General features: G+C 59.8%; 11 protein-coding genes. 8 read left to right on the top strand and 3 right to left on the bottom strand.

The genetic code is table 11. From position 1 onward, the window contains the following. Window positions 1–63: 63 nt before the first annotated feature. Window positions 64–981 (bottom strand): LysR family transcriptional regulator, encoded by a 918-nt coding sequence (locus CJ178_RS31585; protein WP_095888973.1) that lies wholly within the window; start codon window positions 979–981, stop codon window positions 64–66. A gap of 215 nt (window positions 982–1,196) precedes the next feature. Here CJ178_RS31585 and CJ178_RS31580 point away from each other — a divergent pair, with 215 nt between their 5' ends. From CJ178_RS31580 to CJ178_RS31555, 6 genes are all read left to right on the top strand, one after another. Then, window positions 1,197–2,381, top strand: a complete 1,185-nt coding sequence (locus tag CJ178_RS31580) for a thiolase C-terminal domain-containing protein (RefSeq protein WP_095888972.1) — start codon at window positions 1,197–1,199, stop codon at window positions 2,379–2,381. Next, window positions 2,378–2,812 (top strand): Zn-ribbon domain-containing OB-fold protein, encoded by a 435-nt coding sequence (locus tag CJ178_RS31575; protein ID WP_095888971.1) that lies wholly within the window; start codon window positions 2,378–2,380, stop codon window positions 2,810–2,812. The genes CJ178_RS31580 and CJ178_RS31575 overlap by 4 nt, the downstream gene beginning before the upstream one ends. After that, window positions 2,809–5,403: a CaiB/BaiF CoA transferase family protein gene (locus CJ178_RS31570; RefSeq protein WP_218833770.1), complete on the top strand. Its 2,595-nt coding sequence runs from the start codon at window positions 2,809–2,811 to the stop codon at window positions 5,401–5,403. Before CJ178_RS31575 ends, CJ178_RS31570 begins: the two co-directional genes overlap by 4 nt. 15 nt (window positions 5,404–5,418) lie before the next feature. Next, window positions 5,419–7,983, top strand: a complete 2,565-nt coding sequence (locus tag CJ178_RS31565) for a CaiB/BaiF CoA transferase family protein (protein WP_095888969.1) — start codon at window positions 5,419–5,421, stop codon at window positions 7,981–7,983. Window positions 7,984–8,157: 174 nt separating this feature from the next. Beyond that, window positions 8,158–9,753, top strand: coding sequence for an AMP-binding protein (locus tag CJ178_RS31560; protein ID WP_095888968.1), 1,596 nt, complete (start codon window positions 8,158–8,160; stop codon window positions 9,751–9,753). Window positions 9,754–9,920: 167 nt separating this feature from the next. Next, window positions 9,921–10,181, top strand: a complete 261-nt coding sequence (locus CJ178_RS31555; RefSeq protein WP_095888967.1) for a hypothetical protein — start codon at window positions 9,921–9,923, stop codon at window positions 10,179–10,181. 8 nt (window positions 10,182–10,189) lie between these two features. Here CJ178_RS31555 and CJ178_RS33550 read toward each other — a convergent pair whose 3' ends face one another. Together CJ178_RS33550 and CJ178_RS31550 are read right to left on the bottom strand one after the other, a co-directional pair. Then, window positions 10,190–10,312 (bottom strand): hypothetical protein, encoded by a 123-nt coding sequence (locus tag CJ178_RS33550; RefSeq protein WP_257013641.1) that lies wholly within the window; start codon window positions 10,310–10,312, stop codon window positions 10,190–10,192. A 564-nt stretch (window positions 10,313–10,876) separates the two neighbouring features. Then, complete coding sequence (locus CJ178_RS31550) at window positions 10,877–11,812, bottom strand: alpha/beta hydrolase (RefSeq protein ID WP_179300905.1); 936 nt, start codon at window positions 11,810–11,812, stop codon at window positions 10,877–10,879. Window positions 11,813–12,618: 806 nt separating this feature from the next. On the opposite strand from CJ178_RS31550, the gene CJ178_RS31545 reads away from it, so the two are divergent. Both CJ178_RS31545 and CJ178_RS31540 read left to right on the top strand, forming a co-directional pair. Further along, entirely contained in the window at window positions 12,619–13,791 is a 1,173-nt protein-coding gene (locus CJ178_RS31545; RefSeq protein ID WP_095888965.1) for an amidohydrolase family protein, read from the top strand. 49 nt (window positions 13,792–13,840) lie between these two features. Next, window positions 13,841–14,170 carry a hypothetical protein gene (locus tag CJ178_RS31540; RefSeq protein ID WP_095888964.1) on the top strand — a complete coding sequence of 110 codons (330 nt, stop codon included), beginning with the start codon at window positions 13,841–13,843 and terminating at the stop codon, window positions 14,168–14,170. Window positions 14,171–14,250 lie beyond the last annotated feature (80 nt).

Raw genomic sequence — 14,250 nt, 5'->3', positions numbered from 1 at the left:
TCCCGAGACAAGACAATTCACATCGCAAATGAGCACCTACGCAAACCACTCACTGCGAGACAGCTACGAGCGAATAGGATTCCAACGTTCAGGCGTCGCCGGTCCAGGCACCGTGAAGATTTCGTGCGCTTTCTGCTCGATCGCTGCCGCGACCACCCTCACCTCAGCTCTTCGAAGGTTCTGGGCTTTACCGCTCATCCAGTAGGTGATAAGAAAGTCTACATCATCGGGGAGAAGCCGTTGCAGGTTGTTTGCCTGCGCGGCGACGAAGTCAGGCAGTATACCGATACCCAGTCCAAGCTTGGTCATCTCCAGTTGAGCCAACGCGCTCGTCGCAGCAAGCACATGAGCGTTCTCGCCGAATAGCTTGTCGACAACATCCAGATCGGCAACCTCAAGCATCGACTCGATGTAGAAGATCGGTAAGTGGTGGGCAAGCTGTTGTTTGCTAACGGGTGTCCCATGCTCGGAGAGATAACTCGGCGCTGCGAACAGCCCCATACCATAGTCGATTAGCTTTCGCCTCTCAAGCCGAGCCAAAATAGGCTTCGTGACTCCGATTTCAAGATCCACTGAGGTTGCGTACGGGGCGCTCGGCCTGTTCACAGATACTAATTCGAGTCCGATCTGTGGATGTCGCCTACGAACCTCGGCGAATGCTGGCACTACGACAGCCAGCCCAAATACTTCGGTGCAGCTGATCCTTACTACCCCTCTAAGGCTGTCATCGGACTCTGTCCCTGGCATGGATCGAAGGGCTGCCTCAACTCCTTCTGCAGCGACGAGCGCCGTGCGACCCGCATCCGTCAGCTCCCAGCCACCCGCCCCTTGAACCAAGAGCCTCGCACCCATTTGACGCTCGAGAGACTTCACTCGCCGTGCCACCGTGGTGTGGTTCATGCCCAAGGTTGACGCGGCGCCGACGTGTGTCCGTGACCTCGCGACAGCGAGCAGAACCAGCAGATCAGTTGGGTCAATCATCTCAGGATTCCTTGATTGCAGAGCTCCGATTGTACAGAAATGCACATCTTATGTGCATTCTTCCCCATCGACTGCACGGTATTGCAGGGCGATCATTGTGTCTCACAGGCGTACCGCTCGGTCGATCGGAAGCCGGCGACGTCCACACTGGAGGAGAGCCCCATGCCCACTTTCATTCGCCCCGGGTCAAGTACCCACATCGCGGGTGTGCGCGCATGAATAACCGCAATATCAAGGGAAAGACAGCGGTCGTCGGGGTCGGGGAATCAGCCTACTACCGTCACGGCGAGTCCCCCGACCCCGAATTTGTGCTGACGATACAAGCAATTCTTGCTGCCGCTCGTCACGCTGGCATCGATCCTAAGGACATCGATGGCTTCGTCAGCTTCTCAGATGATCGAAACACTGCTATGCGTGTCAGCGCTGCCCTCGGAGTAAAAGAACTTCGCTGGTCCACGATGCAGTGGGGCGGGGGTGGAGCAGGAGGATCGGGTGCAGTACAGCAAGCCGCCGCCGCTGTTGCTTCTGGATTCGCGGACACGGTTGTGGTGTATCGAGGGCTTGCGCAGGGACAGTTCGGCCGATTCGGGGGTAATCAGGCTCCGTCCGGCGCCGACTCGCATCGTGCCGCCTACGGTATGAACACAGCGGCTTCGATTCTGGGCACCCGCGTAACCCGCTTCTTCCATGAGACGGGTATCGATCCGCTGACGATGCGCGCCGTGTCTCTCGCCACCTACGAGCATGCACAGGCCAATCCGCGCGCAGTCATGTACGGCAAGCCGTTGACCGCAGAGAAGTACGACGCCAGTCGGTGGATCTGCGAACCTTTCCGTCTCTTCGACTGTTGTCAGGAGAATGACGGCGCGGCAGCTTTGATCGTCACGAGCGCTGAGAGGGCCGAAGAGTTAACCGAGCGGCCCGCCTACATTTTGGCGGCAGCGCAGGGAGGCGGTCACCGAAGCGGAGCGTTCAATTCCAATATTTACGATTCCACAGCATTCGCTTCAGCTGAATTCAGGACCATTGCGGGGCGACTGTTCAGCGGTGCTGGCTTGGATCCTTCCGACGTCGACGTCGTGCAGGCCTACGAGAACTTCACCGGCGGTGTCGTTATGAGCCTGGTCGAGCACGGATTCTGCACGCCGGAGTCGGCAAATGAAGTGCTCACCCCAGGAAACCTTGTAGCAAGTTCTGGCCGCTTGCCTCTCAACACCAGCGGCGGCAATCTCGCCGAGGCGTACATCCACGGGCTCGAGCTGCATGTGGAAGCCGTCCGTCAGATTCGCCGCGAGTCGGTGAACCAGGTGCAGGACGCGAAGGTCAGCTTCGTCGCGGCCGGCCCTATGGTCGCCCCCGCCAGTTCCCTAATTTATGGCAGCAAGGAGACCTTGTCATGAACGATTCTTATGTCCTCCCCGATGGAGTTCTACCAGTAGTACCCGACCCTGAAGGCCTCGACGCACGTTTCTGGGAAGGTACACGTGCCGAAGAGATCTGGATCCAGCAGTGCAACGCGTGCTCAAACTTCCAGTGGCTTCCGGAATGGGTGTGCCACCACTGCAATTCATTCGATCTCGGGTTTAGCCGCGTCGCTCCGTCTGGCACGATCTATTCCTGGGAGCGCGTCTGGCATCCCTCCACACCAGCGCTGGCATCGCACTGCCCCTTCGTCGTTGTCGTAATCGAGCTGGATTCCGCTCCGGGCATCCGACTGGTCGGCAATCTCGTTGGCGACAGTCGACAGAGCGTCTCGATTGGGACACCCGTAGAAGCAGTATTCGAGCATCACTCTGATTACACCCTTGTGCAATGGAAGCCGCGCACATGAAGGTGACATCCCGCGTTGACGATTTTGTGGGGTTTTTGGGTGGGGTTCGTGTCCTCGAGGTGGGTGACGAGCTGGGCGAGTACTGCGGAAAAGTACTGGCAGGCTTGGGCGCCGATGTCGTTCGCATCGAACCCCCCGAGGGAACAGCGACACGCTCTTACGGCCCGTTTTATCACGACGAACCGCATCGCGACCGCAGTCTGCACTTCTGGCACTACAACCTCGGAAAGCGTTCTGCCGTAATGGATCTCGACACCCCGGAAGGACAGGCCGATTTCCATGCTCTAGCCGCCACCGCCGATGTCATCATCGATTCACGCCCACGCGGCTACCTGTCCGAGCGCAACAGCGGATGGGAAACACTCGCGACGCTGAACCCGCGGCTGATCTACGCGCGGATCAGCCCCTTCGGCGACACCGGCCCCTGGGCAGACTTCGAAGCCAGCGACCTGATCCACCTCGCCCTGGGCGGGGTGATGATGAACTGCGGATATGACCCGGACCCCACCGGCTTCTACGACACCCCACCCGTGGCCCCGCAGATGTGGCAGAGCTACCACATCGCCGGCGAAATGACCGCAATGTCGATCCTCGGGGCCCTCCAATACCGCCTCACCAGCGGGCACGGCCAGCACCTGTCGACCAGCATCCACGAAGCCGTCAGCAAGAACACCGAAACCGACCTCCCCGACTGGGTCCTGCTGAAGCAGGCACACCTTCGACTAACGTGTCGGCACTCCGTCCCCACCCTCAGCGGCGCCTCGTTGTCGATGACCAAGGACGGCCGCTACCTCCTCCCCTACCGCACCTACCTCAAAGAGGCGCTCAACGCTTGGGATGGCACGGTCGCTCTACTCAAGAAGTACAAGTCCGAGGGCGATCTGGAGGGCCCTCGATTCTACGGAGACAAAAAGTTCGAAAGGGAGTCCACCGATTACATTGCCAAGCTGACCGACGAACTGGTGTCTAGGCACCTCTTTGAACGAGACCTGTGGCGTGAGGCTCAGGAGTTCGGTCTGCCGTGGGCCCCAGTGCGTCGTCCGGAGGAGAACGCTCATGACGAGCACTGGTTGATGAGGGGTGCGTTTTTCGACGTCTACCACCCCGAGTTGGACGAAACATTCCGCTACACCGGCGGCAAATGGTTGACCGAGGACATGGACTGGCAGCGCGGTCCACGACCACCGCTGCTGGGTGAACACACTGAAGACATCCTCAAGGAATGGTCCGCAGTGCCCGTCAAGCACGTGCGGTCGTTCTTCTCCCCACGCCCCACCGAAGTCGAGACCCTGAGTCCACACGGCAAACCCTTCGCCTTGTCGGGGGTTCGAGTCATCGATCTGTCGTGGATGCTGGCCAGCGCCGGCGCCGGCAGGTACCTCGCCGCAATGGGCGCCGAGGTCATCAAGGTCGAGCACATCAGCCGCCCCGACGCGATGCGCTTCAGCCTGGGGGCCTGCCCTCCCGGCGGCCGCGCCGAGCGCGACGCCGCAACGGACCCGCTACCCACACCACCAATCGGAACTAATCCGAATCGTGGCGGATCGTTCATGGAGATCAACTCCGGCAAACAGTCCCTGTCACTGAACCTCAAACACCCCGAGGGCCGCACGATCCTCGAAGACCTCATCCGCGACGCCGACATGATTGTCGAAGGATTCTCCCCCGGCACCATGACCCGTATGGGACTGAGCTACGAACGGCTCAAAGAACTCAACCCGAACATCATCTACGTCCAGCAGAGCGGCTTCGGAGAAACCGGAACCTACGGCCGCGCCCGCGCCTACGGACCCACCGCCCAAGCCATCACCGGACTCAGCGACATGTCAGGACTGCCCGAACCCTTCCCCCCAGCCGGAATCGGATACTCCTACCTAGACTGGTTCGGCGCCTACAACATGGCCGTGGCCATGCTCGCCGCACTCTACCGACGCGACATCACCGGCGAAGGCTGCCACATCGACGCTTCCCAAGCCGAGACCGGTATCTACCTCACCGGCACTGCCATCCTCGACCACACCATCAACGGCAGACGCTGGTCCCGTTACGGTAACCGCTCCCCCCACAAGCCAGCCGCACCCCACGGGGCCTACCGCACCCGAGGTAATGACCGGTGGATCGCGATCGCCGCGTTCACCGACCAGCAATGGCACGACCTCATCGACGTCCTCGAACTGACAGACCTCGCCGACGACATCCGCTTCACGGCCCTCGAAACACGCATCAACCACCAAGACGACCTCGACAAGCTGATCGACACAGCCACCCAAAGGCACAAACCTTTCGATCTCATGACCAAACTCCAAGCACGAGGCGTCCCCGCCGGTGTCTGCCAAACAGCCGAAGACCGCTACGAAACAGACCCACAACTCGCGCACGACCATTGGCTCGTCGAACTCCCACAAAGCGAGATCGGCACCTGGCCTGTGAAAGAACACCCCGTCCGATTCTCCGAAACGCCCACACACATCGGCGGACGTATCAACCGATCCGGCCCTTCCTACGGCGAAGACACCGACCAGATCCTCGCCCAACTCCTCAACCTCGACCAAGACACCATCAACAATCTCCACCACAACGGCGCACTCTAAGGAACATCGCAGATCATGACTATAGATTTTGTGGGGTTTTTGGGTGGGGTTCGTGTCCTCGAGGTGGGTGACGAGCTGGGCGAGTACTGCGGAAAAGTACTGGCAGGCTTGGGCGCCGATGTCGTTCGCATCGAACCCCCCGAGGGAACAGCGACACGCTCTTACGGCCCGTTTTATCACGACGAACCGCATCGCGACCGCAGTCTGCACTTCTGGCACTACAACCTCGGAAAGCGTTCTGCCGTAATGGATCTCGACACCCCGGAAGGACAGGCCGATTTCCATGCTCTAGCCGCCACCGCCGATGTCATCATCGATTCACGCCCACGCGGCTACCTGTCCGAGCGCAACAGCGGATGGGAAACACTCGCGACGCTGAACCCGCGGCTGATCTACGCGCGGATCAGCCCCTTCGGCGACACCGGCCCCTGGGCAGACTTCGAAGCCAGCGACCTGATCCACCTCGCCCTGGGCGGGGTGATGATGAACTGCGGATATGACCCGGACCCCACCGGCTTCTACGACACCCCACCCGTGGCCCCGCAGATGTGGCAGAGCTACCACATCGCCGGCGAAATGACCGCAATGTCGATCCTCGGGGCCCTCCAATACCGCCTCACCAGCGGGCACGGCCAGCACCTGTCGACCAGCATCCACGAAGCCGTCAGCAAGAACACCGAAACCGACCTCCCCGACTGGGTGTACCTCCGACAGACACACAACCGGCTGACCTGCCGTCACTCGATGGTCACCGCCAGTGCCCCCTCGTTGTCGATGACCAAGGACGGCCGCTACCTCCTCCCCTACCGCACCTACCTCATGCGCTCGGGAAATGTGTGGGCCGGGACGGTAAACCTGCTCGAGAAACACGGCTACGACGTCGAAGGTGAGCCTACGAACGACTCGCTGACGTCTCCTGCCGAAGCAGCGGTGAGCGTCATCGACGACCTCGTATCCAAATACCTCTTTGAACGAGACCTGTGGCGTGAGGCTCAGGAGTTCGGTCTGCCGTGGGCCCCAGTGCGTCGTCCGGAGGAGAACGCTCATGACGAGCACTGGTTGATGAGGGGTGCGTTTTTCGACGTCTACCACCCCGAGTTGGACGAAACATTCCGCTACACCGGCGGCAAATGGTTGACCGAGGACATGGACTGGCAGCGCGGTCCACGACCACCGCTGCTGGGTGAACACACTGAAGACATCCTCAAGGAATGGTCCGCAGTGCCCGTCAAGCACGTGCGGTCGTTCTTCTCCCCACGCCCCACCGAAGTCGAGACCCTGAGTCCACACGGCAAACCCTTCGCCTTGTCGGGGGTTCGAGTCATCGATCTGTCGTGGATGCTGGCCAGCGCCGGCGCCGGCAGGTACCTCGCCGCAATGGGCGCCGAGGTCATCAAGGTCGAGCACATCAGCCGCCCCGACGCGATGCGCTTCAGCCGTGGGGCCTGCCCTCCCGGCGGCCGCGCCGAGCGCGACGCCGCAACGGACCCGCTACCCACACCACCAATCGGAACTAATCCGAATCGTGGCGGATCGTTCATGGAGATCAACTCCGGCAAACAGTCCCTGTCACTGAACCTCAAACACCCCGAGGGCCGCACGATCCTCGAAGACCTCATCCGCGACGCCGACATGATTGTCGAAGGATTCTCCCCCGGCACCATGACCCGTATGGGACTGAGCTACGAACGGCTCAAAGAACTCAACCCGAACATCATCTACGTCCAGCAGAGCGGCTTCGGAGAAACCGGAACCTACGGCCGCGCCCGCGCCTACGGACCCACCGCCCAAGCCATCACCGGACTCAGCGACATGTCAGGACTGCCCGAACCCTTCCCCCCAGCCGGAATCGGATACTCCTACCTAGACTGGTTCGGCGCCTACAACATGGCCGTGGCCATGCTCGCCGCACTCTACCGACGCGACATCACCGGCGAAGGCTGCCACATCGACGCTTCCCAAGCCGAGACCGGTATCTACCTCACCGGCACTGCCATCCTCGACCACACCATCAACGGCAGACGCTGGTCCCGTTACGGTAACCGCTCCCCCCACAAGCCAGCCGCACCCCACGGGGCCTACCGCACCCGAGGTAATGACCGGTGGATCGCGATCGCCGCGTTCACCGACCAGCAATGGCACGACCTCATCGACGTCCTCGAACTGACAGACCTCGCCGACGACATCCGCTTCACGGCCCTCGAAACACGCATCAACCACCAAGACGACCTCGACAAGCTGATCGACACAGCCACCCAAAGGCACAAACCTTTCGATCTCATGACCAAACTCCAAGCACGAGGCGTCCCCGCCGGTGTCTGCCAAACAGCCGAAGACCGCTACGAAACAGACCCACAACTCGCGCACGACCATTGGCTCGTCGAACTCCCACAAAGCGAGATCGGCACCTGGCCTGTGAAAGAACACCCCGTCCGATTCTCCGAAACGCCCACACACATCGGCGGACGTATCAACCGATCCGGCCCTTCCTACGGCGAAGACACCGACCAGATCCTCGCCCAACTCCTCAACCTCGACCAAGACACCATCAACAATCTCCACCACAACGGCGCACTCTAAGGAACATCGCAGCCGCATTTGCGTGAATCTTCATGGTGCTGGACTTCTCCCACGCGTCCATTCGATCCACCCTGGGCCGGCGTCCAGCCCTTCCGCGGCGGTGTTCAACCTGCGTGGTATCGCAGCCGCCGTGCCCTACATAAGCCCGGTCAAAACTATCGTCTAGGAGCACCGTTGAGCTTCAAGAGTCCGTTCCCCGACGTCGACATCCCCAACGTCAGCGTCTACGACTTCCTGTTCGGAAACATCGAACCCGCTGATCTCGACAAGACCGCGTTTGTCGAGGGCGCTTCGGGCACCGTCACCACGTACGCCTCGCTGATCGCGCAGATCAACGGCGTCGCTGGAGCCCTCGCCGCGCGCGGACTCGCTGTGGGGGACGTCGTCGCTCTGCATTCACCGAACGTCCCGGCGTTCGGATCCGTCTTCCACGGCATCTTGCGTGCCGGTGGCGTTGCGACCACCATCAACGCTCTCTACACCGCCGAGGACATCGCCAAGCAACTCACCGACTCGAAGGCCACGTTCCTCTTCACGGTCTCGCCGCTGCTTCCGCAAGCCAAGGCGGCGGCCGACGAGGTCGGCATCCCCGCCGAGAACGTGATCGTCCTCGACGGCGCCGAAGGCCACCTCTCGCTGCGCGATCTGCTCGGTGAAGGTGCAACGCCGCCCGAGGTTTCCTTCGATCCGGCCACCCAACTCGCGGTGCTGCCGTACTCGTCAGGCACTACCGGTCGACCCAAGGGGGTCATGCTCACCCATCGCAACCTGGTCGCGAATGTCTGCCAGATCATGCCGCGGATGGGCATCGGCTCCGACGACAAGATTCTCGCAGTCCTGCCGTTCTTCCACATCTACGGCATGACGGTGCTGCTCAACGCCGCGCTCTTCGCCCGCGCGAGCCTGATCACGATGCCGAAGTTCGATCTCGTCGAATTCCTGCGGATCGTCGCCGAGCAGAAATCGACGTACATCTTCGTCGCGCCGCCCGTCGCGGTCGCGTTGGCGAAGCATCCACTGGTCGACCAGTACGACCTGTCGAGTGTGCACACGATTTTCTCCGGCGCCGCCCCGCTCGATGCCGCCCTCGGCAAGGCCGTCGCCGATCGCCTGAACTGCCGGGTCCGTCAGGGCTACGGCATGTCCGAGATGAGCCCGGTCAGCCATGCAATTCCGTTCGACCGGGACGACATGCCGCTCGACTCGTGCGGCCCGACCATCGCGAACATGGAATGCAAGCTCGTCGATCCGGGCACCGGTGAAGAGGTTGCATACCCCGCGGCCGGTTCCGGCGAGGTCAGTTCGCCCGGTGAGCTGTGGTGCAAGGGCCCGAACATCATGGCCGGGTACCTCGGGAACGAGCAGGCAACCAAAGACACCCTCGACGCCGACGGTTACCTGCGTACCGGCGACATTGCGACCGTCGACGACGAAGGTGTCGTCACCATCGTCGACCGTCTCAAGGAACTGATCAAGTACAAGGGCTACCAGGTTCCGCCGGCCGAACTCGAAGCGTTGCTGCTCACCCACCCGCAGATCGCCGACGCCGCCGTCATCGGAGTACTCGACGAGGAGGGCGAGGAAGTGCCGAAGGCGTTTGTCGTCCTGCAGGACGGTGCCGCGTTGTCCGAGGCCGACGTCATCGCTTTTGTCGCCGAGCGCGTCTCACCGCACAAGAAGGTTCGCAAGGTCGCCTTCATCAGCACGGTCCCCAAGTCCGCGGCCGGAAAGATCCTCCGCAAGGATCTGCGAACGATCGAAGTGACATGAGCATTGATCTGCATCAGCCGAACTGTTTTACGCGCATCCGGATTCGGTCTAACCTGGCCGCAGTCACAAACGGAGATGCTTCACGGCGCAGAGTCATGGCTGAATCACCAAACTGAATCGCACTGTAGTTCCGGAGGATGATGTCGTCGAGCTGCCCATGCTCGCGCATGGGACGACTGGCAGTCAGTAACGACGGCGAACACGCCAGTCCGCCGATCGCCCTACGCATCCAGCAGCTGACCGGGACCAACCAAGTTCTTCTAGCTCGATGGCAGCGCACCGAAGGGCCTGAAGGAGCACTCAATGCAGATCTGGGACAAGGTTGTTATGTTCCGGCGGCAATCATCGACGATGCGACCAAGGAACAAGCTTCACTCATCCAACTACCAGGATCTGCATCGGATTCGACTCGATTCATGCTTGGCTGATCCGCCGTTCAGCCAAGCACAACCTGCGCCGGCCCGCAATCCGTGGCTGGCAGCCAGGTCTGCGCGTCGCCGATCTCATAAAGGCATTCTTCCTCTTCGACGTTTCGGATGCTCGATGACGAGGGTGTCATCGACTCGATGATCGCCGGTGGCGCAGATCGATGTTGGCCGTGCTCATCGGAGTGCCGTCACGTTGCTTTCGTGCCGCTACGCAGAGGTCCTTGATAGCCGCTAACTTCGTCGAAGTTAGCGGCAGGCCACTGACCAGTTAGAACGAAGATATCCTCGGATGGGAGGCGACCAGGCCAGGGAATGGAAGGTGGATTCGCTCCCCTCGCGATTCACTCGCAGCTACCGCAGACTGCACGTGAATCGCGAAGATCTTGCCCAGACTGTCTGGGGATCGACCACTATTGTCGGCACGCCGGTTCTTTGCGCAAGGTGATCGTGCGACATGGGAGCGCTGTCGGTGGTATCGAAGTGAAGTTTTCGGGTTGATCTAGGGAGCGCTTCAACTATTGCAAGTCGCATTTTCCTAGGTGGGAGCACACCCTTCCCTGTGGCGACCAGGGTCGACGGCGGCTCTTTGCAAGAGTCTCGGAGCAGGGCCCTGCTCCGAGGCGAGACGGCCAGCGCCCACATCGTGACCGCATTCGCCCCTCCACCGACGCACCACCCCGTTCATGCAACAACCGTTATCGCTGAAGAGCGGCCCTCAGGCCCTCTGCGTAGGCACGACGTTCCCGGCGCGAGACCTCAGCGCTAGGAAAGAGGTACGAACAGTGCACCGTTCCAGGAAATGAGTGAAGTTCGGTGGCCACGTCGGCGCTCATCAGCGCGACTGCATATGCCACGCCCTCGTCTCTCAACGGGTCGAACTGACCGACTCCGACATAGGCGGCAGGAAGACCACTCAAATCTTTCGCCCGAGCCGGGAAGGCTAACGCCGGCGTCTCCGCTTCATCAGTTCCACGAAGGTATTCAGTCAGGAGAAATTTGCATGTATCTTTGCCGTGCCCGCTCGGCGCGCCCGCATAGATCTGCATGCTGTTCGTCTCAAGTCGGTCGTCCACCGACGGGTGCATCAACATCTGGAATCGAATTGACGGGCCGCCCTGCTCCCGAACTCTGAGACACAGCGCCGCAGCCAAAGTCGCGCCCGCACTCGATCCTGCAACGGCCAACCGATCAGGGTCGACGCCAAGGCGATCAGCTTGATCAACAACCCACGCAAGCGTCACATAAGCATCATCTAGGGCCGCCGGGTACGGGTGCTCCGGAGCCAAACGGTAGTCGACTGAGACAACCGTAGCTGCTGATTCTTTCGCGAGCGACAAACAGAACTCATGCTCGGGTTCGATACCACCACAGATGAATCCTCCACCGTGGAAGTAGAGCACGACCGGCTCGGGTGAGGCGGCTTCAGGGGCACGATAGACTCGAACTGTCAGACCCGCACCTTCTGGCCCCTCAAGCAACAAATCCTCGATGATGTACTCACCGGGATCAGGTTTGACAGCACGAGCTATGCCCTCAGCCACGCGTTCTCGATACGCTGAGACACTCAGCTCAGCTAAGGGCGGGTGGGCGTTCGCATATGGTTCAAGCTCTGAATCAATAGTAGGGTTCAACGCTACTCCTAAAACTCTTGCGGGTTGGGTCCGCTCAAACGAGAAGCCATCGGCTCGTGGTAAGTGAACTCGCACGACGAATCGGTGTCGATGACGAGTTTCGAACAATCGGAGTGCGATTTCGCAGACTGGCGCACTCCGAGGGCCCAGCGTTGGTGTGTTCAACTTCAGGCATTGATATGCACGCGAGAGCTCCACGATAACCTGGTCATCCACCTGCGTTCGGCCGAAATATTCTTGATTTGCTGCAGTGAGCCGTACAGTTTGTTCAGCCGTCGGCGCCACTGGGCAGGGCGACAATTGGCGAACCTGGAGACGTAGATGCCATACAGGACTGGACTGACCTCCTTTTTGCCCACGTACCATCATCACAGCTTCCGTTCCCGGTGGAACCGGTCGCGAGGTGAGAACTCCTCGGTGCCGCTGACACCCTACTGCCCTGACTGACGCAACTCGGTTCGCACGCGATCTTCGACGATGTGAACGACGGTCGAAAACTGGTTCTGACCCACTTTTCAACCGTCGTCAATAGAAGATTGCACTATCGGTGCAGACACTTTGCCCTACACCTTTACTCCACAATGATCAAATGTTTTTGAATCGCAAGGCCAAGTCCGTGGTCCCGATCTGCGACGCACTCTGCAAGAGTGCAGAACCACAGTGCGACCTTCACCATGGACTGCCACGACGGCTTGAGCGATTCTGAGGCAAGGCCAAACGGGCCGTGAAAAGTGTCCACCGGGAGGACACCCGGACAGTCTGGGCGCAACCGACAAGTCTATTATCTGTGATCGAGTTAGGAAGCAATGAACAACCAATTTAGCATCGTGCAGGATATTGGCCTCAGCAACGACCGAGCACCCCAAGAGAAGTCGGATTTCTCCCTCCCCGAGGGCACCCTGGTTGTATCTGCGGACAACCATTGGTCGATTACGGAGGACGTCTTTATCGATCAGGCGCCCGCAGCTCTCAAATCTCGAATGCCACGGTTGATTTGGGATGAAAAAGGCTTCGACTTCCTTCTCAACGGCAGGTCAATCTTCTCTTCAGTTCAGAAAGAAGTCTTCCGAACCTTCGAAGGACTTCCGGGATGCACCCAACTTACCCCGCGGTTGCTTGACATGGATGCAGAAGGAATTACTAAGGAAATCGTTTTCGGAAATGGTGTCGGAATATTCTTTGCTTACCCGGACCTTGAGGTACGGGAGTGCGCCATTGACATCTACAATGAATACATAGCAGGTGTCTCCGCCAAGGCCCCCGGACGCTTCTTCGGTGTGGGTTTTGTCAACTTCTGGGATCCTACGCGCACCAAACAGTCTATCGCGAGAGTAAAGGAACTTGGCCTTAAAACAGTCTCGATCCCGATCAACCCAAGAGGCGCGGATGGAATGGTACTCGACTATTGCACCCCGGAAATGGACCCCATGTGGGCAGCACTTGAAGAGGCTGGCCTACCAATATGCTTCCATGTTGGCGAGTTCTTCCAAGATGGGCCCGGAGCAATCGGGCGCACGAGCATGGTCTCGCTAGGCCCCTTCCGAAAGTCGCTTGGCGACCTGATTTTCGGCGGAATTCTCGATCGACACCCTGGGCTACAGGTAGTATTCACTGAAGGCGACATCAACTGGATTCCGGGTGCCCTGCAATTAGCTGAAACCCTCTACGAAGGCTATAAGACCATTCTCCAGCCAAGGCTGAAACATGAGCCCTCTCATTATTGGTTCAACAACTGCTACGCAACCTTCATGTATGACCCCGCTGGCCTGGCTATGCTCGATACCATCGGTCGAGAACGAGTGATGTGGTCGTCCGACTACCCGCATGTTGAGAGCACGTTCGGCTACAACTGGACTGCTATGCAGTCGGTCGTGGACGCGACAGATCCCAAGACTGCACAGCTGATCCTCGGGGGCACCGCAAACAAACTCTTCGACCTTGGCACCCTGAAGCAAACCAGCGTTCAGTCGTTATCATGATGAGGGGCTCTGAGTTCGGGGTGGACACAGCCAACGCGAGGGGCGTCTGATGATCCTCAAGCTGCAAAGTGTGGACCATCAGGGGCTGTCCCACATCATCTGCCAAGTAGGCGACCTGTCACGCCTAAACGTTGACGTCCCTTCTGGCACACCCTATACGGAAATTTCAGGCTATCTAGAAACGGCTCAACTCGGCGCCGGCACGCCAGCAGACGACAGCACCGTATTCTTAAACATTGAGTCACTCACCCGAGAATTCGCAGAGCGGGCCAACACGACCGAGTTGGGCGGCTTCGACCGCCTAATCGACCATGCCCGTGCACGCGGATGGTTAGATTCTGCCTGCGCGATGGTACGGGTTCGTCTTGTCTACTACTGACTGCACTCGACTTTAATTCAAGGTCGACGAGGACCTTAAATCACGAGCTGACGAGACAATGACGCCACGCAGCCGGAACA

It is taken from the genome of Rhodococcus sp. ACPA4 (assembly GCF_002300185.1).
GTDB classification, from domain to species: domain Bacteria; phylum Actinomycetota; class Actinomycetes; order Mycobacteriales; family Mycobacteriaceae; genus Rhodococcus_F; species Rhodococcus_F globerula.
The sequence above is the reverse complement of the archived record's forward strand: the minus strand, read 5'-3'. Positions and strand labels throughout refer to the sequence as shown.

What these genes read in the sequence shown, in the direction of transcription:
- CJ178_RS33550 (WP_257013641.1), bottom strand. Translation starts at nt 10,312, where the DNA reads ATGACACCCTCGTCATCGAGCATCCGAAACGTCGAAGAGGAAGAATGC.
- CJ178_RS31580 (WP_095888972.1), top strand. Translation starts at nt 1,197, where the DNA reads ATGAATAACCGCAATATCAAGGGAAAGACAGCGGTCGTCGGGGTCGGG.
- CJ178_RS31575 (WP_095888971.1), top strand. Translation starts at nt 2,378, where the DNA reads ATGAACGATTCTTATGTCCTCCCCGATGGAGTTCTACCAGTAGTACCC.
- CJ178_RS31565 (WP_095888969.1), top strand. Translation starts at nt 5,419, where the DNA reads ATGACTATAGATTTTGTGGGGTTTTTGGGTGGGGTTCGTGTCCTCGAG.
- CJ178_RS31585 (WP_095888973.1), bottom strand. Translation starts at nt 981, where the DNA reads ATGATTGACCCAACTGATCTGCTGGTTCTGCTCGCTGTCGCGAGGTCA.
- CJ178_RS31570 (WP_218833770.1), top strand. Translation starts at nt 2,809, where the DNA reads ATGAAGGTGACATCCCGCGTTGACGATTTTGTGGGGTTTTTGGGTGGG.
- CJ178_RS31540 (WP_095888964.1), top strand. Translation starts at nt 13,841, where the DNA reads ATGATCCTCAAGCTGCAAAGTGTGGACCATCAGGGGCTGTCCCACATC.
- CJ178_RS31555 (WP_095888967.1), top strand. Translation starts at nt 9,921, where the DNA reads ATGGGACGACTGGCAGTCAGTAACGACGGCGAACACGCCAGTCCGCCG.
- CJ178_RS31545 (WP_095888965.1), top strand. Translation starts at nt 12,619, where the DNA reads ATGAACAACCAATTTAGCATCGTGCAGGATATTGGCCTCAGCAACGAC.